This is a genomic window from Streptomyces sp. NPDC001220 (genome assembly GCF_053597895.1).
In genome coordinates this window covers 1-22,363 of record NZ_JBSFJE010000027.1, presented here as the reverse complement: position 1 = coordinate 22,363, position 22,363 = coordinate 1, and the positions used below count along the sequence as shown (strand labels likewise).

The following is a 22,363-nucleotide window of genomic DNA, read 5'->3' as shown; positions in this document are numbered from 1 at the left end:
TCAACCCCGCAGTACCTGCGCCCAGTTCTCCGGCACCCGCTCCGCGGGACCCGGCACGGACTGGTCCGCCGGATGGCACTCCGGCGGCGCCAACTCCGGTCCCGCCTCGAAAACTTCCTCCGTCTCGTAGTTCCAGAACCATCCCTCGTCCGGCTCGTAACTACGAATGATCGGATGCCCCGTGTCGCGGAAGTGCGCCGTCGCGTGCTTGGCCGGCGAGTCGTCGCAGCACCCTATGTGCCCGCACTGCGCACACCGCCGCAGATGGAACCACCAACCCCCCGCTTTGTCGCACTCCACACACCCGGCACCGCTCGGCGGAACGTTCGGGTCGATCGCGGTGTCGCCACTCATACCGTCTCCTCGGATGATCGGGGCGCCTCTGCCTCGGGCGCTTCGGCGGTCAGCGGAAGCAGTACCTGGAACCGGGTGTCCCCGGGCACCGACTCCACCCGCATGGTGCCGTGGTGCTTGTTCACGACGATCCGCCACGAGATGTCCAGACCGAGACCCGTGCCCTGCCCCACTGGCTTGGTCGTGAAGAAGGGGTCGAAGATCCGGTCCTTGATCTCCGGCGCGATCCCGGTCCCGGTGTCCCGGAACTCGACCAGCAGGTGCTCGTGGTCGAGCGCGGTCCGCACGGTCAGCGTGCCCTGTCCGACGCCGACACCGTCCTTCATCGCGCACACCGCGTTGTCGATGAGGTTGGTCCACACCTGGTTGAGCTCGGCGGGGTAGGCGGGGACCGGCGGGAGCGTACGGTCGTACTCCTTGACCACCTGGATGTCCTGCCCGATCTTGGCGGACAGCATCAGCAGGGTGCTGTCGAGGAGTTCGTGCACGTCCACGACCCGGTACGGCGCCCGGTCCAGCTGGCTGTACTGCTTGGCCGCGTCGACGAGGTTCGAGATCCGGGTGGTGGAGTCGTCGATCTCGTTCATCAACAGCTCGGTCTCGATGGTGTAGTTGAGCCAGCCGACCGCGTTCGGCAGGATCTCCTCGTCCACCGCCGCCGAGACCTGCTCCAGCCAGTCGACGTCAAGGCCGGCCTGCACGAAGGTCGGCGCCAGCTGCCAGCCGTAGTCGATGCCGTGGTCGTCGAGCCAGTCGGAGAGCGCGTCCTCGCGGTCGGTGGCCTCCAGCGGACTCATCGCCGGGGCCTTGGCGACCCGTTCGGCGGTGCGCTCCTGGATCTCGATCAGCCCGGCCAACTGCTCTCGCGAGAACGGCCCCTCGGCGATCACCGCGAGCTTGTGCCGCATCTTCGCGATCCGCTCGCGCAGCGTGGACGTGGCCCGGACGGCCGCCGCGGCCGGGTTGTTGAGCTCGTGGGTGAGCCCGGCGGACAACGAGCCGAGCGCCAGCAGCCTCTCGCGCTGCCCGATCGCCGCCTGGGTGTTCTTCGAACCGAAGAACAGGCCCTCCAGCAGATGCACGGCCATCGGGAACCACTCGCGCATGATGTCCGCGAAGGTGTCCGCCGGCAGCACGAAGAACCGCGTCGGCTCGGTCACCCGCATCGAGTTGTTGTACGCCTGCCGCACCCGGTCCCCGAGATAGGCCTGCATGGCACCCGCGTACACCCCGGTCTGCGAGGTCCGGGTGACCTCGACGTCGTCCCCGCCGACCTGCCGGGAGAGCACCACGGTGCCCTCGAGCATCACGTAGAAACAGGTGGCGGGCTCACCCTCGGTGTAGACCGGACCGGGCTCGAACCGCTCGACCCGGCCCGTGGCGCACAGCCGCGCCAGCTGCTCCGGCTCCAGCTTCTCGAAGAGGAAGAGCGAGCCGATCTCCTTCGGGCTGCACGGACACAGCTGCCCGCTCATGACTGCTCCAGATAACGGTGGACGAGCATCACGGCCATGGCTCCTTCTCCGACGGCGGACGCGACACGCTTGGCGGACTCGGCACGAGCGTCGCCCGCCACGAACACTCCGGGCACGCTGGTCTCGAGGTGGTACGGCGGCCGGTCCAGCTCCCAGGCCGTCGGCGGCCGTCCGTCGACCGTCAGATCGGGGCCGGCCAGGATGAACCCGCGCCCGTCGCGCAGCACGGTGTCGCCGAGCCAGTCGGTCAGCGGAGCCGCGCCGATGAACACGAACATCCACTGCGCCTCGACCGACTCGGTCTCGCCGCTCACCGAGTGACGGAGCGTCAGCCGCTCCAGCCGGTCGGACCCGTGCGCGGAGTCGACCACCGTGTGGCCGCGCACCGAGATGTTCGGGGCCTCGTTGATCTGCTGGATCAGGTAGTACGACATCGAGGACGACAGGTCGGCGCCGCGCACCAGCAGCGTCACCGACTTGGCGAACCGGGACAGGTACATGGCCGCCTGGCCCGCCGAGTTGGCGCCGCCGACGATGTACACGTCGTGGCCCTGGCAGGAGGAGGCCTCGGTCAGCGCGGAGCCGTAGAACACCCCGCAGCCGGTCAGGCCGAGGCAGCCCTCCGCCTCCAGCTGCCGGTACTGCACACCGGTCGCCAGGATCACACTGTGCGCGGCGATCGCCGAGCCGTCCGCGAAGTGCACCACCCGGGCGGCCCCGCTGACCTCAAGTGCCGTGACCTCGCGGGCGGTCAGCACCTCCGCGCCGAACTTGGCGGCCTGCCGCCGGGCCCGGTCGGTGAGCTGAGCCCCCGACACGCCGTCCGGGAAGCCCAGGTAGTTCTCGATCCGGGAGCTCTGCCCGGCCTGCCCGCCGGTCGCCGCGCGCTCCACGAGCACGGTCCGCAGCCCCTCCGACGCCCCGTACACCGCCGCGCCGAGCCCGGCCGGGCCGCCGCCGATGACCACCAGGTCGTAGAAGTCCGCCGTGGGCGTGGTCGCGAGCCCCACCCGGGCGGCCAGTTCGGGCGCCTCCGGCTCGACCAGGGGCGTGCCGTCCGGCGTGATCACCAGCGGCAGCCGCTGCCCGTCGGCCCCGGCGGCCGCCAACAGCCGCTGGCCCTCCGGTTCCTCGACCGAGTACCAGCGGTAGGGCACCTGGTTGCGGGCGAGGAACTCCCGCACGTCCGAGGACCGGGCCGACCAGCGGTGCCCGACGACCTTGGTGGCCGGCACCGGCTTGTACTCGCTGCACCGCCAGGCGTCCAGCAGGTCGTCGAGGACCGGGTACAGCTTCTCCTCGGGCGGATCCCAGGGCTTGAGCAGATAGTGGTCCACATCGACGACGTTGATCGCGTCGATCGCCGCGCTGGTGTCCGCGTACGCGGTCAGCAGCACGCGCCGCGCGCCCGGGTACACGTCCAGGGCCTGTTCCAGGAACTCGATGCCGTTCATCTGCGGCATCCGGTAGTCGGCCAGGATCACCGCCACCAGGTCGCCACGCAGCTTCAGCTCGCGCAGCGCGTCCAGCGCCGACTCCCCGGACTCCGCGCGCACGATCCGATAGGACGCGCCGTAACGGCGCCGCAGGTCCCGGGCGACGGCACGGGAGACCCCCGGGTCGTCGTCCACGGTCATGATGACGGTCCGTGCTGCGTCGGCAGCCTGTGCCATACGTCTCCCACCCCGAGCCGTTGGTTTCCCGGTACGGCGGGCCCTCCTGGAGGAGCGCGGCCACCGCACCCGCCCATCGTATGTTCGATCGCCCGCCTTCGCTCTGGTACGCCGGTGCACAGCGGGCACCCGTCCGTGCGGAAGACTGATCACGCGGACGCGGAACCGACGAGGAGGCCGGTGCATGACACGCCCGATCACGGCAGGGGTCGACGGTACGGAGGAGAGCCTCGCGGCTCTGGACTGGGCGGCCCGGGAGGCGGTGCGCCGCGGTCTGCCGCTGCGGGTGGTGCACGCCTGGCGCTACGAGGAGCAGGAGGCGCTCGGCGGCGACCGGGAGACCCAGCACGGGTGGGTGGCGGACGGGGTGGCCGAGTCGGTGCGTGCGATCATCGGGCGGCATCCGGAGCTCGCGGTGAGCGTCGACGTCCTGGAGGGCGGGGCGGTCGAGGTACTGGCCGAGGCGGCCGCCGGGGCCGAGCTGCTGGCGCTGGGCTCGCGTGGGTACGGACCGGTCGTCGGGTTCCTGCTGGGCTCGGTGGGGCAGCAGGTGATCGCGGAGGCCGCCCGGCCGGTGGTCCTGGTGCGTGCCGGGGACCGGCCCGTGGCCGAGGCCGCCGGGCGGGAGGTCGTCGTGGGCCAGCAGGGCGGGGCGGAGGACAGCGCGGCCGTGCTGGAGTTCGCGTTCGAGACGGCGGCGGCCCGTGGCGCGACGGTCCGGGTGGTCCGGGCCTGGACCCTGCCGCCGGTCTTCGCCTACAGCCCGGGCTCGCTGAAGCTGCTGGACGAGACCGGCGGCCTGGAGCCCTACGAGAAGAAGGCCCTGTCCGAGGCGGTACGACCGCTGCGGGAGCGGTTCCCGGACGTGCCGGTCGCCGAGCACGTGGAGATGGGCAGCGCCGGCCAGGTGCTGCTCTCGGTGGCCGGCCGGGCCCAGCTGATGGTCGTCGGCCGGCGCGCCCACCGCACGGCGGTCGGCGCGCGCATCGGCTCGGTCGCGCACGGGGTGCTGCACCACGCCGACTGCCCGGTGGCCGTGGTGCCGCACGGCTGACTCATTCGGGAGTGACCGGCTCCAGGGTCTCGCGGGCCTTGGGCAGCACGTTCTCGATGTAGTCCTCGACCGCGCTGTCCAGGCCTATGTCGTGCTGCGCCCGCTCGGACAGGTACCAGCGGTGTTCGAGCAGCTCGTGGTAGATCTCGGCCGGGTCCATGGAGCCGCGCAGCTCCAGCGGTACGGCCCGCACGGTGGGGCGGAAGACGTCCCGCACCCACCGGTGGGCCAGCACCTCGGGCCGGGCGGCCAGGGGGTCGCCGGGGGCGTAGTCGTCCTGGGTGGCCATCCAGCTCTCCAGGTCGTTCAGCAGCCGCCGGGCCTGGTTCTCCTCGGCGTCCAGGCCGGTCAGCCGGAGCAGCTGGCGCTGGTGGTGCCCGGCGTCGACGACCTTGGGCACGAAGGTGACGCTGTCGCCGTTGGAGGAGTGCTCGATCTGCATCTCGGCCACGTCGAAACCCAGCTCGTTGAGCCGTCGGATCCGGCGCTCGATGTAGTGGTACTTGCCGGCCGGATACACCGAGGTGCGGGTCAGCTCCTCCCACAGGTCGCCGTACCGGGTGCAGATCTCGAACCCGAACTCGATCGGGTCCAGCGAGGGGTGCAGCGCCCCCGACGCCTCCAGGTCGAGCAGCTCGCCGCTGATGTTGACCCGGGCCAGGTCGAGGTCGTACTCCCGCTGCCCGTTGCTCAGCTGCGGATGCAGGTCTCCGGTCTCGGCGTCCACCAGATACGCCGCGTAGGCGCCCGCGTCACGCCGGAACAGCGTGTTGGACAGCGAGCAGTCGCCCCAGGCGAACCCGGCGAGGTGCAGTCGTACGAGCAGCACGGCGAGGGCGTCCATGAGCCGGTGCATGGTGGCCGGCCGCATGGTCGTCTCGAACATCGAGCGGTACGGCATCGAGCCGCCCAGGTGCCGGGTGACCAGCACCGACTCCAGCGGTTCGCCCACCGTGTCGGTACGGCCGGTGATGACCGCGAGCGGGTCGACCGCGGGGATGGCGAGCCGGTCCAGGTCGCGCAGCAGCTCGTACTCGCGCAGCGCCGGGCGCTCCGCCAGCTCCTTCACGGCGATGACCTCGCTGCCGGCCCGGGCGTAGCGCACCACGTGCCGGGAGATACCGCGGGGGAGCGGCACGAGGTAGTCCTCGGGCCACTCCTCCAGCGGGACGTCCCAGGGGAGTTCCAGCAGGAGCGCGGGGTGCTCCGGGTTGGTGGCGCTGATCTGCAATGCCATGGCCCGACTTTAGACGGCGCGTTCGCGGGCCTGCCGGGCGGCCGCCGCGACGGATCCCCGATGCACGGGGCCGTGTCCGGGCAGCAGCACGTCCCCGTCGAGCGTCTCGATGACGCCGAGCGACTCCACCGCCCGGGAGCGCTCGTGGTGGAACATGTCGGGCAGCAGCTGCGGGCCGGTCAGGCGCGAGGTGCGGTGGCCGCTGACCAGGGCGTCACCGGAGATCACGATCCCGGCGTCGGGCAGGTGGTAGACGGTGTGCCCGTCGGTGTGGCCGGGCGTGTGCACCGGAACGGGCCGGCCCGGCAGGTCCAGGGGGCCGTCCGTGACCGCGAACGCCTCGGGCGCGGTCACCGGGTGCTGCTCGGTGCCGCCGACCCGCAGGACGTGCACCAGCCAGGGCACCACACCCGGCCGCCAGGCGTTCCTCAGCACCGCCCCCACCGAGACCTGCTGGAGGAACTCCCGCCGCGCGTGCGGCACTTCGGCCTCGTGCAGATAGACCGGGGTGCCGTGGGTGTCGCGCAGGTACTCGGCGGAGCCGAGGTGGTCGTTGTGCGCGTGGGTGATCAGGACGGCCGCCACCGCCTCCGGTGAACTGCCCACCTCCGCCAGGGAGTCGAGCAGCCCCGGCCGGTCGCCGGGGTAGCCGGTGTCCACCAGCGTCACGGCGTCCCCGTCCTTGAGGATCACCCAGTTGGTGTGCTGCCCGTGCACCAGGTAGATGCCCTTGGCGACTTCGTTTACCTCTGCGCGCATGCTCTCTCCGACGTTCCCGCGGCGACCCGACCGAACCGGGGGACAGCCAACCAGATGGCCCGGGGTGGCTGTCGACGGGGGATCCGGGTCACCGCACCCCGTGTGGCCGGAACTGGACGCTGATGCGCGGTCCGGCGGCCCGCGCGGTCTTCGGTACGCAGTGCTCCCAGGTCCGCTGGCAGGAGCCGCCCATCACGATCAGGTCGCCGTGGCCCAGCGGGCGCCGGACCGAGGGGCCGCCGCGCAGCGGGCGCAGCAGCAGGTCACGGGGGGCGCCCACGGAGAGGATCGCGACCATGGTGTCCTCCCGCGCGCCCCGGCCGATCCGGTCGCCGTGCCAGGCGACGCTGTCCCGGCCGTCGCGGTAGTAGCAGAGCCCCGCCGTGGTGAACGGCTCGCGCAGCTCGTCGGCGTAGTGCCGGGTGAGTGCCTCGCGGGCCTCGACGAGGACGGGGTGCGGGAGCGGGTCCCCCGCGCCGTAGAAGGCGAGCAGCCGCGGTACGTCCACGACGCTGTCGTACATCGTGCGGCGCTCGGCGTGCCAGGGGACGTCCGCCGCCAGCTGTTCGAACAGGGCGTCGGCGCCGCTCAGCCAGCCGGGCAGCACGTCGATCCAGGCGCCGGAGCCCAGCTCGGTCCGGCCGGCGCCGTCGAGCGAGCCGAGCCGCAGCTCGTCGGTCTGGTCGAACAGGGAGCCCTGGAGGTGCGTGGCCATGGGGCCAGCGTACTCCTTAATCGAAAATGTGTTCCCATTCGATCATGGCGACCTCGCTCCGAGGTCTTTCGATACGTTCATGTATCGGATACGTTCGTGTATCGAACGGAGGTCGGGACATGGCAGTGGACGGTGCGCCCCAGCGTGTGACCAGGCGCCGGGTGCAGACCCGGGCCCGGCTGCTCGACGCCGCGTTCACGGTGTTCGCGGCCAAGGGATTCGGGCGCGTCTCCATCGAGGAGGTCTGCGAGGCCGCCGGGTTCAGCCGGGGCGCCTTCTACTCCAACTTCGCCACCCTCGACGAGCTGTTCTTCGCCCTCTACCGGGACCGCGCCGACCTCATCGCCCGGCAGGTCGCCGACGCCCTTGCCCTGGACCGGGCGGACATGGACGTACCGGCCTCCGTGGACCGGGTCACCGACGTGCTGCTCCTCGACGTGGACTGGCTGCTGGTGAAGACCGACTTCCTGGTGCACGCCGCCCGGGACCCGGCCGTCGCCGAGGCGCTCCTGGACCACCGCGCCCGGCTGCGGCAGGCCATCGCCGACCGGCTCTTCCGGGCCCGTGGCCACGCCCCGATCCCCGCCGTGCTCGGCGGGGTGGACGGCGCCGCGCACGCGGTGGTCGCCGCGTACGACGGCGTGACCACCCAGCTGCTCCTCGACAAGGACATCGACCGGGCCCGCGCCTGGCTCAAGCAACTGCTCACCGCGCTGCTGACCGACGGCAGCACCGCAAGCGAACCCCCGAGCGCATCCTCCGATCGGGATCCGACCGGGATCCGACCGGGATCCGAATGAGAAAGGCAACGGTCGCCATGGACGCGGACGTCATCGTCGTAGGAGCGGGCCTCGCCGGCCTGGTCGCGGCGCACGAACTCACCAGCAGGGGCCGCCGGGTCGCCCTGGTCGACCAGGAGAACGCCGCCAACCTCGGCGGCCAGGCGTTCTGGTCCTTCGGCGGGCTCTTCCTCGTCGACTCGCCCGAGCAGCGCCGCCTCGGCATCAAGGACTCCCTCGACCTGGCCTGGAACGACTGGCAGGGCAGCGCCCAGTTCGACCGCCAGGACGACGAGGACTCCTGGGCGGTGCGCTGGGCGCGGGCCTACGTCGAGTTCGCCGCCGGGGAGAAGCGGCCCTGGCTGCAGAGCCACGGCATCAGCCTGCTGCCGACCGTCGGCTGGGCCGAGCGCGGCGACCTGCGCGCGACCGGGCACGGCAACTCCGTACCCCGCTTCCACATCGCCTGGGGCACCGGAACCGGCGTCGTCGAACCCTTCGCCGAGTACGCCAAGCAGGCCGCCCGCGACGGACTGCTCACCTTCCACCACCGCCACCGGGTCGACGAACTCGTCGTCGAGGACGGCGCGGCACGCGGTGTGCGCGGCACGGTCCTCGCCCCCGACGACTCGCCGCGCGGTGTCGCCTCCAACCGTGACCGCGTCGGCGACTTCGAACTCACCGCCCAGGCCGTCGTCGTCACCACCGGAGGTATCGGCGCCAACCACGACATCGTCCGCCGCCACTGGCCCGAACGCCTCGGCACACCCCCCGCCGAGATGGTCACCGGCGTCCCCGCCCACGTGGACGGCCGGATGCTCGACATCAGCGCCGAGGCGGGTGTACGCCTGGTCAACCGCGACCGCATGTGGCACTACACCGAGGGCATCCAGAACTGGAACCCCGTCTGGCCCGGCCACGGCATCCGCATCCTGCCCGGCCCGTCCTCGATCTGGCTGGACGCCCTCGGCCGCCGGCTCCCGGACCCCTGCCTGCCGGGCTACGACACCCTCAGCACCCTCAAGTACCTGCGCACCACAGAGGACATCGCCGGACACGACCACTCCTGGTTCGTCCTCACCCGGAAGATCATCGAGAAGGAGTTCGCGCTCTCCGGCTCCGAGCAGAACCCCGACATCACCGCGAAGGACCGCAAGGCCGTGCTGCGCGACCGGCTGCTCGGCAGGGGCGCCCCGGGCCCGGTGCGGGCCTTCGTCGACAAGGGCGCGGACTTCGTGACCGCGAACTCCCTGGAGCAGCTCGTGGAGAAGATGAACGGGCTGACCGACAAGGCGCTCCTGGACGCGGCCGAGGTACGCCGCCAGATCGTCGCCCGCGACCTGCAGATCAACAACTCCTACAGCAAGGACTCCCAGGTCCAGGGCATCCACAACGCCCGCCGCTACATCGGCGACCGCCTCGGCCGGGTCGCCGCCCCGCACCGCATCCTCGACCCGGCCGCCGGGCCGCTGATCGGCGTCAAGCTGCACGTCCTCACCCGCAAGACCCTCGGCGGCATCCAGACCGACCTGGACTCCCGCGCCCTGGGCGCCGACGGGCAGCCGATCGACGGGCTCTACGCGGCCGGTGAGGTGGCCGGCTTCGGCGGTGGGGGTGTGCACGGCTACAACGCGCTGGAGGGCACGTTCCTCGGCGGCTGCCTCTTCTCGGGTCGGGCGGCGGGACGCGCGGCGGCCCGGCAGACGGCCTAGGCCGGGGAGCCTCCCGGGCCGGGGCCTACGCGGAGAGGAGCCGCGCCAGCACGGTGGCGTGGCTCTCCTGCGGTGTCTTCGACGCGGTGAGCAGCGTCACCCGGCCCTTCCGGGCCGACTCCCGCAGGCCGTCCAGGAGTTCGGCGGCCTCGGGAGCGGCCAGCTCCGCCTCGTAGCGGCCCGTGAACTCGTCGTAGGACCCCTCGCTCGAGTGGAACCAGCGGCGCAGCTCGTTCGACGGCGTCAGCCCCTTGGGCCACTCGTCCACGTGCGCGTCCGCCTTCGACACCCCGCGCGGCCACAGCCGGTCCACCAGGACCCGCACGCCGTCCTGCGGCTCGGGCGGTTCGTAGATCCTGCGGACGCGCACGCTCACGGTCGGGCACCTCTCGGCTCGGTGGCGGTGCCGCGAGGGTACGCGCCGGGTCCGTACCACCGGCTGCCGACGCGGCGCGGCTTGACCAGAATGAGGGGGAAACGCGGACACCCGCACGCCTAGTCTGTGGGCCATTGATCATTGGCCACCTCCCAAGGAGCGCATGTGCAGGGCGCAAGCAGACGTACCGCAGTCCTCCGCCGCGAGGCCGTCCTCGCCACCGTCCCGGTCGCCGTGGCGGCCCTGCTCGCCGCCGCCGGACCGGCCTCGGCGAGCACGATCGGCGCCGCGGGCGCGGGCGACCCCTACTTCCCGCTCAGCGGCAACGGCGGCTACCACGTCGGCCACTACGATCTGACGCTCCGCTACGACACCGCCTCCCGCCACCTCGACGGCAAGGCCGTGCTCACCGCCCGCGCCACCCAGAAGCTCACCCGCTTCGACCTCGACCTCAGCGGTCTGAAGGTCACCCGGGTGACGGTCGACGGCCGGACCGCCCGTTTCAACCGCAGCGGACAGGAACTCGTCGTCACGCCCGCGCACGCGCTCGCCAAGGGCCGGGAGTTCCGGATCGCCGTCACCTACAACGGCACCCCCAAGCAGGTCACCGACCCCGACGGCTCGCCGGACGGCTGGATCCGCACCGACGACGGCGCGTTCGTCGCCGGCGAGCCGCAGGGCGCGATGACCTGGTTCCCGGCGAACAGCCATCCCAGGGACAAGTCGTCGTACGACTTCACGATCACCGTCCCCAAGGGGCGCACCGCCGTCGCCAACGGCGTCCTCCTCGGGCAGCACACGTCCGGCGGCCGCACGACCTTCCGGTGGCGGCAGGCCGAGCCGATGGCCGCGTACCTCGCCACCGCCACGGTCGGCACGTTCAAGGTGCAGCAGTACACCACCCGGGACGGGATCAAGGTGTACAACGCGGTCGACCCGCGCGAGGCGAGCGGGTCGGCGGCGGTGCTGAAGAAGCTGCCGTCGGTACTGGAGTGGGAGAGCAAGCTGTTCGGGCCGTACCCGTTCCGGTCCGCCGGGGCGATCGTCGACCACGCGCCGAACGTCGGCTACGCCCTGGAGACTCAGGGCCGGCCGATCTACGACTCCGCGCCCGACCTCGGCACGCTGGTGCACGAGAACGCCCACCAGTGGTTCGGCGACTCCGTCTCCCTCACCGCCTGGAAGGACATCTGGCTCAACGAGGGCTTCGCGACGTACGCCGAGTGGCTCTACAGCGAGCAGCACGGGGGCGACAGCGCGCAGAAGTCCTTCGACGCGCTCTACGCCAAGCCGGCGAGCAACGAGTTGTGGGCGTATCCGCCCGGGGACCCGGGCAGTGGCGCGAACATCTTCGGGACGCCGGTGTACGCGCGGGGTGCGATGGCTCTGCACGAACTGCGTAAGGCGGTCGGGGATCCGGTGTTCTTCCGGATTCTGCGGGTGTGGGCCTCGGAACACCGGTACGGGCACGGGACCACCGCGGAGTTTGTGAAGCTCGCGGAAGGGCAGTCGGGGCAGGATCTCGGTTCGTTGTTCCAGACGTGGTTGTACAAGAAGGGCAAGCCGTAGCGGTTCGGTTGCGGGCCGGTGAGGGCTTGTCGCGCAGTTCCTCACACCCTCAAAGGGGGCGCTGAAGCTGACGAGTTTCTTACATTTGTCGGCCAGAGTCGGTCTCATGATCCATCGCAGAACAGCTGTCGCCCTCCTCGCCTCCCCCCTCCTGCTCTCGGGGTGCGGGGGTGGCGCCGAGGCCGCGCCGAGTCGGTCGGACGACGACCGGCCGGCGCGGACGACGGCTTCCCCCACACCCGAGAGCAGCAGCCCGCGGCCCACCGGCATACCGGGGCTGGGGCCGCGGACCGCGGCCGCGATACCCGAGCGGACCGAGCAGGTCGTCGTCGCCAGGGGGCGGGGCAAGGACTCGCCCGTCTCCACCGTCGTCCTGTACGAGCGCGACGACAGCGTCTGGCAGCCCGGCGCGAGTTGGCCCGCGCACAACGGCAGGGACGGCTGGAGCGAGCACCACATGGCCGGGGACCTGCGCTCACCCGTCGGCGTGTACGGGCTCACCGACGCCGGAGGCCTGCTCCCCGACCCGGGAAGCCGGCTGCCGTACGACCACGGGTACGGCTTCCACTCGCCCGGCACCGGCTTCGAGGGGGAGCCGCTGGAAGGCTCCTTCGACTATGTCGTCGCCATCAACTACAACCGGCGGCCCGGCACTTCGCCCCTCGACTGGACCCGCCCCATGGGCGCCGGGCGCGGCGGCGGTGTCTGGCTGCACGTCGACCACGGCGGCCCGACACACGCCTGTGTCAGTGTCGCCAAGGCGCACATGAGGGAACTGCTGCGCACCCTGGACCCGGCCCGGCACCCGGTCGTCGTCATGGGGCACGCCGACTGGCTCGCCCAGTAGGCCGCCGCGGACCCCGTCTAGGATCCGAACCTGTGTGCGCACATGTGCTGGTCGCCGAGGACGACGAGATGCAGGCCGAGCTGATCCGGCGCTCCCTGCTGGCCGAGGGCCATACCGCGACGGTGGTCCACGACGGCGCCGCCGCGCTGGACGCGGCCCGGCGGCTCGGCCCCGACCTGGTCGTCCTCGACCTGATGCTCCCGGTGATCGACGGCTTCGGCGTCTGCCGGGTGCTGCGCGGCGGCGACCCGGAGATCCCGGTGCTGATGCTCACGGCCCGGTCCGAGGAGGACGACGTGCTGCTCGGACTGGAACTGGGCGCCGACGACTACATGACCAAGCCGTACAGCCCACGAGAGCTGATGGCCCGGATCCGGACGGTTCTGCGGCGCAGCGGGCGGACCGCCGAGGTACGGGAGGAGCCGGCCGTGACCGCGGCCGGGATCAGCGTCGATCCGGTGCGGCACGAGGTGCGCTGCGACGGGGTGCCGGTGGAGGTGACCCCGGCCGAGTTCCAGATCCTGCTCGCCATGGCCGGGGAGCCCGACCGGGTGTTCACCCGGCGGCAGCTGCTCCAGTGCACCCGCGGCTTCGACCGGGCCTCCACCGAACGGGCCGTCGACGTCCATGTGATGAACCTGCGCCGGAAGATCGAGGCCGATCCCCGGCGGCCGGTGCGGCTGGTGACCGTCTTCGGCGTCGGCTACAAGCTGAGCGGCGGCCGTCCGTGAGGGCCCGGATACCCTGGCGCAAACGGCTGCTGGTCCGGCTGCTGTTCGCCTCCGTACTGATCGCCGCGTGCTCGGTGGCCGCCACCGCCTGGCTCGCGGTGACGACCACCACCAGCGCGCTGGAGGAGGAGCAGGGCCAGGACCTCGCGGCCGACAACAAGATCCTCGCCCAGCTCAGCGGCTACGCCGCGGAGCACCCCGACTGGAGCGGGGTGCGGCACACGGTCCGCTCGCTGGCCGCGCAGACCGGCCGCAGGATCGCGCTGACCACCGCCGACCGCACCCTGATCGCCGACTCGGCGGCACCGGGCACCGCCCTGCCGCCCCGGCCGGCCGCCGCCATCGACCCGCTGCACACCGACACCTACACCGAGTCCGGCGCCCAGCTCAGCGGCATCGACCCGCGGGTGGTCGGCCCGTACCGGCTCACGGCGAAGGAACGCGGGGAGCTGGACATGGTCGTGGACAAGGAGCGGTCCTGCTACAACTCCTACGGCGTCCGGACCACCGTCGCCCACACCCCGAGCGGGCGGCCCTACCTCGTCGACGACGACGGCACCGACGCCTCGGCCTTCCGCTCGATCGGCTGCGGCGGGCTGGACGACCCCCTCATGGCGATGAAGAAGGGGTACCTCGGCGCCACCCGCACCGAGGCGAAGGCCCTCGCCACGCTGACGGACCTGGTCCGCCCCTGTCTCCAGGGCAAGCACCTGGACCTCGCCGGACAGCTGTACCTCACCTACGACCAGACCGGACGCAACCCCGTCACCGGCGGCTTCCTCGTCACCGCCAGGCAGGCCGGGCGCGACCAGGCACGGACGGACCAGATGGCGAAGAGCTGCATCACCAGCGCCCGCCGCACCCAGCTCGAACCGTATGCCGCGCCGGCCGCCGAACTCTTCCTCGGCCTGGGCGACCAGACCGTGCCCCGGTTCGACATGTCCCGCGCCAACAAGGCGAAGATCGTCGGCGCGGCCGGACTGGTCCTCGCCTTCACGGTCGCCGTCACCGCCGTGGTCGCCACCCGGCTCGTGCGGCCGCTGCGCGCGCTGACCGTCACCGTGCGCCAGCCTCCCGAACTGCACGCGCGGGCGCCGGTGCGGACCCGGGACGAGACCGGGCTGCTGGCCGAGGCGTTCAACGACCTCACCGAGCGCCGGGAGCGGCTGGAGGAACAGCGCAAGGCGATGGTCAGCGACATCGCCCACGAACTGCGCAGCCCGCTCACCAACATCCGGGGCTGGCTGGAGGTCACCCGGGACGGTGTGGTCGACCCCGACCCGGCGCTCCTGGCCTCGCTGCACGAGGAGGCGCTGCTGCTCCAGCGGATCATCGACGACCTCCAGGACCTGGCGGCCGCAGACGCCGGCACCCTGCGCATGCACCGCGAACCGGTCCGCGCCGCCGACCTGTTCGACCAGGTCGCCGCCGCCCACCGGGTGGCCGCCGACGCGGCCGGGGTCACCCTGCTGGCCGACGTCGAGGGCACGGTCTGGCTCGACGCCGACCCGGTGCGGATGCGGCAGGCGCTGGGCAACCTGGTCTCCAACGCGATCCGGCACACCCCCGCCGACGGCACGGTGACCCTGGCCGCCCGCCGGGCCGGTGACGAGGTCGTGCTCACCGTCACCGACACCGGCAAGGGCATCGCCCCCGACGATCTGCCGCACGTCTTCGAGCGGTTCTGGCGCGCGGAGAAGTCCCGCAGCCGTCGTACCGGGGGCAGTGGGCTCGGTCTGCCGATCGTGCGCCACCTGGTCGCCGCGCATGACGGGACCGTCGAGGCCGCGAGCGAACCGGGCGAGGGCGCCGAGTTCACCCTGCGGCTGCCGGCCGCCGACGTACCGGCCGACGCACCGGCCGACGTCAGCTGAACCGGCGTGCGGCCCGCTGCCGGCGCCGGGCCAGCAGCCGGCGCTCCGCCTCGGTCGTACCGCCCCAGATGCCGACGGTCTGCCCGCTGTCCATCGCCCAGTCCAGGCATGGATCCTGGACCGGACAGCGCTCACAGACGGCCTTCGCGCGCCGCGTCTGCTGCAGCGAAGGCCCGGTGGTGCCGATCGGGAAGAAGAGGTCGGGGTCCTCCTCGCGGCACTCGGCGTGGTCTCGCCAGTCGTCCATCGAAGTCACCTGCGATCCAAGTCGATTCTGCCGTTTCACGTGCGTACTCGGTTCCGGGTCACCGGAGCGGGCGGGTCCGAAACGGGCAAGTCCCCTGGAATTCGCGGGCGGTCACTGCTCGCGCAGCCCCCAGGGCGAGCCGTACTCGGTCAGCAGGTCGAGGAACGGGCGGGCCGGGAACGCCTCCGGGCCGAGGACGCCCGAGCCCGACCACGCACCGGTGGCCAGGAGTTCGAGGGCGACGACCGGGTTGAGGGCCGTCTGCCACACCACGGCCTGACAACCGTACTCCGTCATGGACCACTTGTTGTCGACCACGTGGTAGAGATACACCTCGCGCGGCTTGCCGTCCTTGACGCCGCGCACCCAGGTGCCCGCACAGGTCTTGCCACGCATCCGGTCGCCCAGCGTCGCCGGGTCGGGCAGCGAGGCGGCGACCACGTCCCGTGGCGAGACCGAGACCGGGCCGTCGGCGCCGGGCACGGTCACCGGCGTGGTCCTGTCCAGACCGAGCAGGTGCAGCGTCTTGAGCGTGTCGATGAACTCGCGGCCGAGCCCGTACTTGAAGGTGACCCGCCGTGCCTCCACCCAGCGGGGCACGAGCAGCACCTCCTCGTGCTCGACGTTGACGCACTCCACCGGCCCGATCCCCTCAGGGAAGTCGAACACCTCCGGCTCGCTGAAGGGGGCGGTGGTGAACCAGCCGCGCCCCTCCTCGTACACGACGGGCGGGTTGAGGCACTCCTCGATGGTGGTCCAGATGTTGAAGGAGGGTGCGAAGTCGTAACCGTCCACCGTCAGGTCCGCGCCGTCGCGGATGCCTATCTCCTCGATCTCGTCGAAGAGCTCGTCGGCCGCGTACCGGGCGAACACATCCGAGAGCCCCGGCTCCACGCCCATCCCGACGAGCGCCAGCGCGCCCGCCTTCGTCCACTCCTCGGCCAGGGCGAACTGCTCGTCGCCCAGCTTGACCCCGCACTCCTCGTACGGCCGTTCGGCGTGCGGCCGGGACAGTGACATCGCCATGTCGAGGTAGCCGGCGCCGGCCTCGCGGGCGGCCCGGAAGAGCGGCATCACAAAGCGCGGGTCGGTGGCGTTGAGCAGCACATCGCAGCCGTGCCGGGCCAGCAGGCCGGCCACGGCCGCCTCGTCACCGGCGTCGACCCGCTCGGCGAGGAACCGGTCGTCGCCGACGGCGGCCACGGCCGCCTCGGCGCGGGCCGGGTCGTAGTCGGCGACCACCATCACCTCGAAGAACGGGCGACGGGCCGCGATCCGGGTGACGGCGGTGCCCACACCACCGGCTCCCACGAGCAGTACACGCATGGCGGAATCTCCTTCTCGAACAGGGTGCGAGGTCGAGTACGGGGCGCCCGGCCGGAATCAAACGCCGGACCCTGTCGTAAGGTCAATGGCGTTGGCATAAGAACCTCGTCGGTGCGCGCCGGCGTGAGAGAACCCAGCGGGAGTGCCCGATGCCCAAACCGGTCGTACCGGAGGAGAAGCGCCGCCGGCGCCGGCCCACCCGTGGCGGCACGGTGCTCTCCGAGGGCCTGATCGTGGCGACCGCCCTGCGTCTGCTGCGCGAACACGGCAGTACGGGCCTCACCGCCCGCCGCCTGGGGCTGGCCCTCGACTGCGATCCCAGCACCCTGTACCGCTACTTCCGGGGCATGGACGACCTGACCCTGGCGATCGGCGACGCGCTGATCGGCCAGGCGCTCGCGGGCTGGGCGCCGACGGGGGAGTGGCGCACCGACCTGCGCACGATCGGCCTGCGCATCCACGCGCAGTACGTGGCCCATCCGCAGGCGGCCCTGCTGACGGCGAACCGGGTGACGGGCCGGGCGCAGGAGCTGGCAGCGGACGAGGCGATCCTGGACGTCCTGCGCACGGCGGGCCTCCCCCTGCCGGAGACGGTCCGCGTCTACCACGCCTTCATCGACCAGACGCTGGCCTTCGCGGCACTGGACGCGGCATCCCTGGCCCTGCCGCAGGACTCCCAGCGGGCGGACGAGGCCAAGTGGAACTCGACGTACGCCCAGCTGCCGCCCGCGACTCATCCCCGCATCGCGGAAGCGGCCCCGCTGCTGGCGAAAAGGATGGTGACCAGCGCATATCCGACGGCCCTGGAAATGCTCCTGGACAGCACCGAACGGTCCTTGCAAGCGCCCCTGGCGGGGGCGCCCCGAAAGGGGGCGCGGGGAACGGCGCGATCAGCCCCCGCCAGCCCGCGCTCGCACGACCACCGGTAGAGTCCCCCTCACGGCTGGCGCAACGCGTTCCCCGCCGTACTCACCACCGCCTCCGCCACCGCCCCCAGAGCCGGCGAATCCAGCTTCCACTGCTGCCAGTACAACGTCACGTCCGCCCACAACCCGGGCTCCCCGAGCCGTACCAGCCGCCCCTCCCGCAACCGCGGTTCCGCCTGTACCTCCGGCACCATCCCCCACCCCAGCCCGGCCGTCACCGAGTCCACGAACCCCTCCGAGGTGGGCACGTAATGCCGTAGCGAGGCGGCGCCGCCCCGCCCCAGGCGGCGTACGAACCCGTCCTGGAAGTCGTCCCGCCGGTCGAAGACGATCACCGGCGCCTCGGCGAGCGCATCCGGCAGCGGCCCGGTGAGATGCGCCGCCGCGAACTCCGGCGCGGCCACCGGCAGGTACCGCATCCGCCCCAGCGCCCGCACGGAGCAGCCCGGCACCGCGTCCGGCGACGAGGTCACCGCCGCCATCACCAGCCCCTCCCGCAACAGCGCGGCCGTGTGCTCCTCGTCCTCCCGGCGCAGTTCGACGAAGACGTGCGGGAGGCCGGTCAGCGCACCCAGGAACCACGTCGCCAGCGAGTCCGCGTTGACCGCGACCGACACCCGGGTCGGCTCCCCGGCGCCGCTCATGCCCAGCGCGCCGCGCGCGTCGCGTTCCAGCCGGGCCAGCTGCCGGGCGAACCGCACCAGCACCTCGCCCGACTCGGTCGGCCGCACCGGCTTGGTGCGCTGGAGCAGCACCCGGCCCGTGCGCTGTTCCAGCGCCTTCACCCGCTGGCTGACCGCCGACGGCGTCACGTGCAGGGCCGCGGCCGCCGCGTCGAACGTACCCTCGTCCACCACCGCCAGCAGCGTCCGCACCTGGTCGAGAGGAAGTTCCACCGTCCGCTCCCGTCTGCAGCTGCGCTAAGGGTACGTAAGAATCTTTAGCTGTACCTCCAGAGATCACCTCCTTACCGTCGAGGACATGTCCAGCTCTCTCGCCGCCGCTGCCGCAGGTTTCGGCAGCGGCCTCTCGCTCATCGTCGCCATCGGCGCCCAGAACGCCTTCGTGCTGCGGCAGGGTGTCCGCCGGGACGCGGTCCTCGTGGTCGTCGCCATCTGCGCCCTGTCCGACGCGGCCCTCATCTCGCTCGGCGTCGGCGGGGTGGGTGCGCTGGTGGTGGCCTGGCCGGGCGCGGTGCGGGCGGTCGGTCTGGTCGGCGGCGTCTTCCTGCTCTGCTACGGCGTCCTGGCCGGCCGCCGGGTGCTGCGGCCCGGCACCGGCGGCCTGCGCACCGAGGGCGAGGCGGCCGGTTCCCGGCGCCGGGCCGTGCTCACCTGCCTCGCCATGACCTGGCTGAACCCGCATGTCTACCTGGACACCGTGTTCCTGCTCGGCTCGCTCGCCGCCGACCGGGGCGACCTGCGCTGGACCTTCGGCCTCGGCGCCGCGCTGGCCAGTCTCTGCTGGTTCGCCGCGCTCGGCTTCGGTGCCCGGCAGCTCGGCCGGTACCTCGCCAGGCCGGCCGCCTGGCGGGTGCTGGACGGACTGGTGGCCCTGACCATGATCGGGCTCGGCCTGATGCTCGTGACCGGCTCCTGACGCCCGCGGACCCTGATGCGGCGCCGCATCCTGAGACAACCGGTTCGGCGGTCACAGAAGTTGCTGGGATAGTGATCCTGCGGTCGAAAGATGTAGCGAGCACCAAGAGGACCAGGACACCAGGAACTCCGTGGACACCAGCGAGAGCGGCACCCAGTCCGGCATACAGCCCCCCGAAGACACCACGGCGGCCCCGCCCCCGCCCCGGCGGGGCTGGCGCCGCTGGGCGATGGACACCCGCCCGCTGGCCGTCCCGGCCTACCGCCGGCTGTGGACCTCGACGATCGTCACCTCGGTCGGCAGCCAGCTCACCGCGGTGGCCGTGCCCAAGCAGATCTACGACATCACCGGATCCTCGGCCTGGGTCGGCGCCGCGAGCCTCGCCGGACTGCTGCCGCTCATCGTGTTCGCGCTGTGGGGCGGCGCGGTCGCCGACGCCATGGACCGCCGCAAGCTGCTGCTGATCACCAACTGCGGTATCGCCGTCACCTCGCTGCTGTTCTGGCTCCAGGCCGTCACCGGCCTGGAATCCGTGGCCGCGCTGATGGTCCTGCTCGCCATGCAGCAGGCGTTCTGGGGGCTGAACGCCCCGGCGCGTACCGCCTCCATCGCCCGGCTCGTCCCCGAGGGACAGCTGCCCGCCGCCAACGCCCTGGGATCGACGGTCATGCAGACCGGGCAGGTGATCGGCCCGCTGCTGGCCGGTGCCCTGATTCCGGTCATCGGCCTGCCCGAGCTGTACCTGATCGACGCGCTGGCGCTGACCGTGACGGTGTGGGCCGTCTACCGGCTGCCCGCGCTGCCGCCGCTGGCGCGTGCGACGGCCCGCCGGGCCGGAGTGCGGGAGATCGTGGCGGGTTTCCGCTACATCTCCATGCACAAGGTGCTGCTGCTGTCGTTCCTGGCCGACATCATCGCGATGGTCCTCGGCATGCCCCGCGCCCTGTTCCCGCAGCTGGCCGCCGAGACCTACGGCTCCTACGGCGAAGGGCTGGCGCTCGGCCTGCTGTTCGCGGCGATCCCGGTCGGCGCCGTGCTCGGCGGGCTCTTCTCCGGCACCTTCTCGCGGGCCCGCCGGCACGGCTGGATGGTGATCGGCGCGGTCGTCGGCTGGGGAGCGGCCGTCGCCGGGTTCGGGCTCAGCCGCAACCTCTGGGTGGCGGTCGCCTTCCTCGCCGCCGCCGGGGTCGCCGACATGGTCTCGATGGTCTTCCGGGGCGCGATCCTGCTGTCCGCCGCGACCGACGAGATGCGCGGCCGGATGCAGGGCGTGTTCACGGTGGTGGTGGCGGGCGGGCCGCGGCTGGCCGACGTCCTGCACGGCACCATGGGATCCGTCTTCGGGCCGCGCGCGGCCGTCACGGGCGGCGGCCTGCTGGTCGTGGCCGTGATGCTGGCCCTGGCCGCCGCCGTGCCCGCCCTGCGCCGCTACCGCATCTGAGCGCTACGCGGGCCGCCGCCCCACATAGGCGTCCAGCAGCTTGCCCCGGGTGACCTCCAGCCGGCTGGCGAGGATCTCGGCGACGGTCCGCACCAGTGAGAGCCCCAGCAGCGGATCCTCCACGCACAGCGCGAGCACGGCCGCGGCGTCGTACTCGTAGGCCCGCACCTGACTGAAGGCCACCGCCCCGAAGTCCCAGGTGTACGGCGGGAACAGCCATGACCAGCCGAGCAGGTCGCCGGCGCCCAGGCTGGCGACGGTGACGCGTTTGTGGGACGTCACCTCCTGGTCCAGGTTGACCGCTCCCGAGCGGATCACCCAGAAGCGGTCCGCGGTGCCGCCGGCCTCGAAGATACGGGCGTCCTCCGGGAAGGAGACCTCCTGGGCCAGTTCCATGAGGCGCTCGCGCTGCGCCTGCGGTAGGGCGGTCAGCAGTTTGATGGCTTTGGTCATGGCGCGGTGCTCCTCGCCGGCGAGGGTACGGGGGCTCTGCCTACGCCCATTTCAGCCGCTGCCGCCGCGCCGGGCACCTCGAAGGGGATGGGAGTCGCCTGCCCGGAGCCGTCCGGGCGTTAAAAAGCCCTGGCTGGACGGGGGAGGCCAGCCAGGGCCGTCAAGCGGTGGTGCGGGAGGACCTGCTGTCGACTCCTCGACCACTTATGGATGAACGCTAAACCATCCGGGGCCATTTCGGGTACCGGGGAACAGGCTACGTGACCCGTTTCACTCAGGGGAAGCCTTTGCTGCCCCCGGATGTGTTTGTCGGCGCCCCGACAGGTGAGCCGAACAGAGAGAGACCCGCGCGGACGGGCCAGACAGATCAGCCGGTCCACCACTCAGGGAGCGAAGGGATGCGCGAGAAGTTCCGGACCGAATCAGTAGTGATACCACCCGACTCCCACCGGCCGTCGCTGCGGCCGGCCGACGCCCGCAGAGCGGTTCGCGGCGCGGTCGCCCGGCAGGCTGTGCCGTGCGCCGCCGAGGCCCTGGAGGACGCCCTGCTCGTCACCTCGGAGCTGACCACCAACGCGATCCTGCACGGCGGCGGGATCACCGGCTTCGACGTGGACGTCGACGGACGCGCGGTACGCGTGTCGGTTAGCGACCGCAGTGACGCGCTGCCGATCGCCGAGCAGGTCCCGGACGGGCGCGACCGCGGCCGGCTCGGCGGCCGGGGCTGGCCCATCGTCTGCCGGCTGGCCCGGGACGTGGAGGTCGCCGGACTGCCCCGCGGGGGCAAGCGCATCACCGCGGTCGTGTCGCTGAGTTGAGCCGGCGAACCGGGTTTCTCCTGACGGTGTTTGCGTCGGGGGCGAGGGGGCAGGCGGAGTTTCGTGCTTCGGACCGGAGGCGCGCGCCAGTGGGAGCGGTCATATCGCCCCCGGGCCCGCAGAGCGGTCCGGGTGATGCTCCCGCGGCGACTCTGACACCGCAGTTCGGGTCGTGTCCCGGAACGACGTTCCGGTGATGCCCTGGAACCCACAGTTCAGGAGCGAGTCCGCATGCCGACCGACTTGTCGAACAGCAGCCTCCGCACACCCGCCCACACCACGCACACCCCGCCCCGGCGTCCGCACGACGACGCTCCCGTGACCGCAGACCTGTTCGCCCGGCTCGCCGATCTCGGGGAGGGTCCCGAGCGGGAGGCTCTGCGTGAGGAACTGGTGGC

Annotated in this window: 22 protein-coding genes; 11 read left to right on the top strand and 11 right to left on the bottom strand. The window is 72.0% G+C overall.

The window, feature by feature from the left end; translation table 11 throughout:
• From ACWDGI_RS41050 to ACWDGI_RS41040, 3 genes are read right to left on the bottom strand one after another with little or no spacing between them, the layout of a single operon-like run.
• Positions 1–354 carry a UBP-type zinc finger domain-containing protein gene (locus ACWDGI_RS41050; RefSeq protein ID WP_450768143.1) on the bottom strand — a complete coding sequence of 118 codons (354 nt, stop codon included), beginning with the start codon at positions 352–354 and terminating at the stop codon, positions 1–3.
• Entirely contained in the window at positions 351–1,829 is a 1,479-nt protein-coding gene (locus ACWDGI_RS41045) for an ATP-binding protein (RefSeq protein WP_450768142.1), read from the bottom strand. Before ACWDGI_RS41045 ends, ACWDGI_RS41050 begins: the two co-directional genes overlap by 4 nt.
• Positions 1,826–3,502 carry an FAD-dependent oxidoreductase gene (locus ACWDGI_RS41040; protein WP_450768141.1) on the bottom strand — a complete coding sequence of 559 codons (1,677 nt, stop codon included), beginning with the start codon at positions 3,500–3,502 and terminating at the stop codon, positions 1,826–1,828. The genes ACWDGI_RS41045 and ACWDGI_RS41040 overlap by 4 nt, the downstream gene beginning before the upstream one ends.
• A gap of 184 nt (positions 3,503–3,686) precedes the next feature.
• Here ACWDGI_RS41040 and ACWDGI_RS41035 point away from each other — a divergent pair, with 184 nt between their 5' ends.
• Entirely contained in the window at positions 3,687–4,556 is an 870-nt protein-coding gene (locus tag ACWDGI_RS41035; protein ID WP_450768140.1) for a universal stress protein, read from the top strand.
• Between the two features lies 1 nt (position 4,557).
• Here ACWDGI_RS41035 and ACWDGI_RS41030 read toward each other — a convergent pair whose 3' ends face one another.
• From ACWDGI_RS41030 to ACWDGI_RS41020, 3 genes are all read right to left on the bottom strand, one after another.
• Complete coding sequence (locus tag ACWDGI_RS41030; protein ID WP_450768139.1) at positions 4,558–5,793, bottom strand: DUF4032 domain-containing protein; 1,236 nt, start codon at positions 5,791–5,793, stop codon at positions 4,558–4,560.
• Between the two features lie 9 nt (positions 5,794–5,802).
• Entirely contained in the window at positions 5,803–6,552 is a 750-nt protein-coding gene (locus tag ACWDGI_RS41025) for an MBL fold metallo-hydrolase (RefSeq protein ID WP_450768138.1), read from the bottom strand.
• A gap of 88 nt (positions 6,553–6,640) precedes the next feature.
• Positions 6,641–7,267, bottom strand: a complete 627-nt coding sequence (locus ACWDGI_RS41020; RefSeq protein ID WP_450768137.1) for an alpha-ketoglutarate-dependent dioxygenase AlkB — start codon at positions 7,265–7,267, stop codon at positions 6,641–6,643.
• Between the two features lie 119 nt (positions 7,268–7,386).
• Here ACWDGI_RS41020 and ACWDGI_RS41015 point away from each other — a divergent pair, with 119 nt between their 5' ends.
• Both ACWDGI_RS41015 and ACWDGI_RS41010 read left to right on the top strand, forming a co-directional pair.
• Entirely contained in the window at positions 7,387–8,067 is a 681-nt protein-coding gene (locus tag ACWDGI_RS41015) for a TetR/AcrR family transcriptional regulator (protein ID WP_450768136.1), read from the top strand.
• Positions 8,068–8,084: 17 nt separating this feature from the next.
• Entirely contained in the window at positions 8,085–9,758 is a 1,674-nt protein-coding gene (locus ACWDGI_RS41010) for an FAD-binding dehydrogenase (protein ID WP_450768193.1), read from the top strand.
• 25 nt (positions 9,759–9,783) lie between these two features.
• Here the strand turns inward: ACWDGI_RS41010 and ACWDGI_RS41005 are convergent, their stop codons facing one another.
• Positions 9,784–10,134, bottom strand: a complete 351-nt coding sequence (locus tag ACWDGI_RS41005; RefSeq protein ID WP_450768135.1) for a DUF488 domain-containing protein — start codon at positions 10,132–10,134, stop codon at positions 9,784–9,786.
• Positions 10,135–10,299: 165 nt separating this feature from the next.
• On the opposite strand from ACWDGI_RS41005, the gene ACWDGI_RS41000 reads away from it, so the two are divergent.
• From ACWDGI_RS41000 to ACWDGI_RS40985, 4 genes are all read left to right on the top strand, one after another.
• Positions 10,300–11,703 carry a M1 family metallopeptidase gene (locus tag ACWDGI_RS41000; protein WP_450768134.1) on the top strand — a complete coding sequence of 468 codons (1,404 nt, stop codon included), beginning with the start codon at positions 10,300–10,302 and terminating at the stop codon, positions 11,701–11,703.
• 106 nt (positions 11,704–11,809) lie between these two features.
• On the top strand, positions 11,810–12,550 hold the full coding sequence (locus tag ACWDGI_RS40995; protein ID WP_450768133.1) for a L,D-transpeptidase family protein: 741 nt from the start codon (positions 11,810–11,812) through the stop codon (positions 12,548–12,550).
• A 32-nt stretch (positions 12,551–12,582) separates the two neighbouring features.
• Complete coding sequence (locus ACWDGI_RS40990) at positions 12,583–13,281, top strand: response regulator transcription factor (protein WP_450768132.1); 699 nt, start codon at positions 12,583–12,585, stop codon at positions 13,279–13,281.
• On the top strand, positions 13,278–15,155 hold the full coding sequence (locus tag ACWDGI_RS40985; protein ID WP_450768131.1) for a sensor histidine kinase: 1,878 nt from the start codon (positions 13,278–13,280) through the stop codon (positions 15,153–15,155). Before ACWDGI_RS40990 ends, ACWDGI_RS40985 begins: the two co-directional genes overlap by 4 nt.
• On the opposite strand, the gene ACWDGI_RS40980 is transcribed toward ACWDGI_RS40985, so the two are convergent.
• Both ACWDGI_RS40980 and ACWDGI_RS40975 read right to left on the bottom strand, forming a co-directional pair.
• Positions 15,148–15,402, bottom strand: coding sequence for a WhiB family transcriptional regulator (locus tag ACWDGI_RS40980; RefSeq protein WP_450768130.1), 255 nt, complete (start codon positions 15,400–15,402; stop codon positions 15,148–15,150). The two genes, ACWDGI_RS40985 and ACWDGI_RS40980, sit on opposite strands and share 8 nt — an antisense overlap.
• Positions 15,403–15,513: 111 nt before the next feature.
• Positions 15,514–16,728 carry a saccharopine dehydrogenase family protein gene (locus ACWDGI_RS40975; protein WP_450768129.1) on the bottom strand — a complete coding sequence of 405 codons (1,215 nt, stop codon included), beginning with the start codon at positions 16,726–16,728 and terminating at the stop codon, positions 15,514–15,516.
• Between the two features lie 149 nt (positions 16,729–16,877).
• Between ACWDGI_RS40975 and ACWDGI_RS40970 the strand changes: the two genes are divergently transcribed.
• Positions 16,878–17,657, top strand: a complete 780-nt coding sequence (locus ACWDGI_RS40970) for a TetR/AcrR family transcriptional regulator (RefSeq protein WP_450768128.1) — start codon at positions 16,878–16,880, stop codon at positions 17,655–17,657.
• A gap of 8 nt (positions 17,658–17,665) precedes the next feature.
• Here the strand turns inward: ACWDGI_RS40970 and ACWDGI_RS40965 are convergent, their stop codons facing one another.
• Positions 17,666–18,550 (bottom strand): LysR family transcriptional regulator ArgP, encoded by an 885-nt coding sequence (locus ACWDGI_RS40965; protein ID WP_450768127.1) that lies wholly within the window; start codon positions 18,548–18,550, stop codon positions 17,666–17,668.
• A gap of 85 nt (positions 18,551–18,635) precedes the next feature.
• Here ACWDGI_RS40965 and ACWDGI_RS40960 point away from each other — a divergent pair, with 85 nt between their 5' ends.
• Positions 18,636–19,253, top strand: a complete 618-nt coding sequence (locus ACWDGI_RS40960) for a LysE/ArgO family amino acid transporter (protein ID WP_450768126.1) — start codon at positions 18,636–18,638, stop codon at positions 19,251–19,253.
• A gap of 130 nt (positions 19,254–19,383) precedes the next feature.
• The gene (locus ACWDGI_RS40955) at positions 19,384–20,694 is read left to right on the top strand and encodes an MFS transporter (protein WP_450768125.1); all 1,311 of its coding nucleotides are present in this window, start codon (positions 19,384–19,386) and stop codon (positions 20,692–20,694) included.
• Positions 20,695–20,697: 3 nt separating this feature from the next.
• On the opposite strand, the gene ACWDGI_RS40950 is transcribed toward ACWDGI_RS40955, so the two are convergent.
• Complete coding sequence (locus ACWDGI_RS40950) at positions 20,698–21,147, bottom strand: cyclic nucleotide-binding domain-containing protein (protein ID WP_351707852.1); 450 nt, start codon at positions 21,145–21,147, stop codon at positions 20,698–20,700.
• Between the two features lie 398 nt (positions 21,148–21,545).
• Between ACWDGI_RS40950 and ACWDGI_RS40945 the strand changes: the two genes are divergently transcribed.
• A complete protein-coding gene (locus ACWDGI_RS40945; protein WP_450768124.1) occupies positions 21,546–21,965 on the top strand; it encodes an ATP-binding protein in 420 nt (139 codons plus the stop codon).
• Positions 21,966–22,363 lie beyond the last annotated feature (398 nt).

What these genes read in the sequence shown, in the direction of transcription:
- ACWDGI_RS41050 (WP_450768143.1), bottom strand. Translation starts at nt 354, where the DNA reads ATGAGTGGCGACACCGCGATCGACCCGAACGTTCCGCCGAGCGGTGCC.
- ACWDGI_RS41045 (WP_450768142.1), bottom strand. Translation starts at nt 1,829, where the DNA reads ATGAGCGGGCAGCTGTGTCCGTGCAGCCCGAAGGAGATCGGCTCGCTC.
- ACWDGI_RS41040 (WP_450768141.1), bottom strand. Translation starts at nt 3,502, where the DNA reads ATGGCACAGGCTGCCGACGCAGCACGGACCGTCATCATGACCGTGGAC.
- ACWDGI_RS41035 (WP_450768140.1), top strand. Translation starts at nt 3,687, where the DNA reads ATGACACGCCCGATCACGGCAGGGGTCGACGGTACGGAGGAGAGCCTC.
- ACWDGI_RS41030 (WP_450768139.1), bottom strand. Translation starts at nt 5,793, where the DNA reads ATGGCATTGCAGATCAGCGCCACCAACCCGGAGCACCCCGCGCTCCTG.
- ACWDGI_RS41025 (WP_450768138.1), bottom strand. Translation starts at nt 6,552, where the DNA reads ATGCGCGCAGAGGTAAACGAAGTCGCCAAGGGCATCTACCTGGTGCAC.
- ACWDGI_RS41020 (WP_450768137.1), bottom strand. Translation starts at nt 7,267, where the DNA reads ATGGCCACGCACCTCCAGGGCTCCCTGTTCGACCAGACCGACGAGCTG.
- ACWDGI_RS41015 (WP_450768136.1), top strand. Translation starts at nt 7,387, where the DNA reads ATGGCAGTGGACGGTGCGCCCCAGCGTGTGACCAGGCGCCGGGTGCAG.
- ACWDGI_RS41010 (WP_450768193.1), top strand. Translation starts at nt 8,085, where the DNA reads ATGGACGCGGACGTCATCGTCGTAGGAGCGGGCCTCGCCGGCCTGGTC.
- ACWDGI_RS40995 (WP_450768133.1), top strand. Translation starts at nt 11,810, where the DNA reads ATGATCCATCGCAGAACAGCTGTCGCCCTCCTCGCCTCCCCCCTCCTG.
- ACWDGI_RS40980 (WP_450768130.1), bottom strand. Translation starts at nt 15,402, where the DNA reads ATGGACGACTGGCGAGACCACGCCGAGTGCCGCGAGGAGGACCCCGAC.
- ACWDGI_RS40975 (WP_450768129.1), bottom strand. Translation starts at nt 16,728, where the DNA reads ATGCGTGTACTGCTCGTGGGAGCCGGTGGTGTGGGCACCGCCGTCACC.
- ACWDGI_RS40970 (WP_450768128.1), top strand. Translation starts at nt 16,878, where the DNA reads ATGCCCAAACCGGTCGTACCGGAGGAGAAGCGCCGCCGGCGCCGGCCC.
- ACWDGI_RS40960 (WP_450768126.1), top strand. Translation starts at nt 18,636, where the DNA reads ATGTCCAGCTCTCTCGCCGCCGCTGCCGCAGGTTTCGGCAGCGGCCTC.
- ACWDGI_RS40950 (WP_351707852.1), bottom strand. Translation starts at nt 21,147, where the DNA reads ATGACCAAAGCCATCAAACTGCTGACCGCCCTACCGCAGGCGCAGCGC.
- ACWDGI_RS40945 (WP_450768124.1), top strand. Translation starts at nt 21,546, where the DNA reads ATGCGCGAGAAGTTCCGGACCGAATCAGTAGTGATACCACCCGACTCC.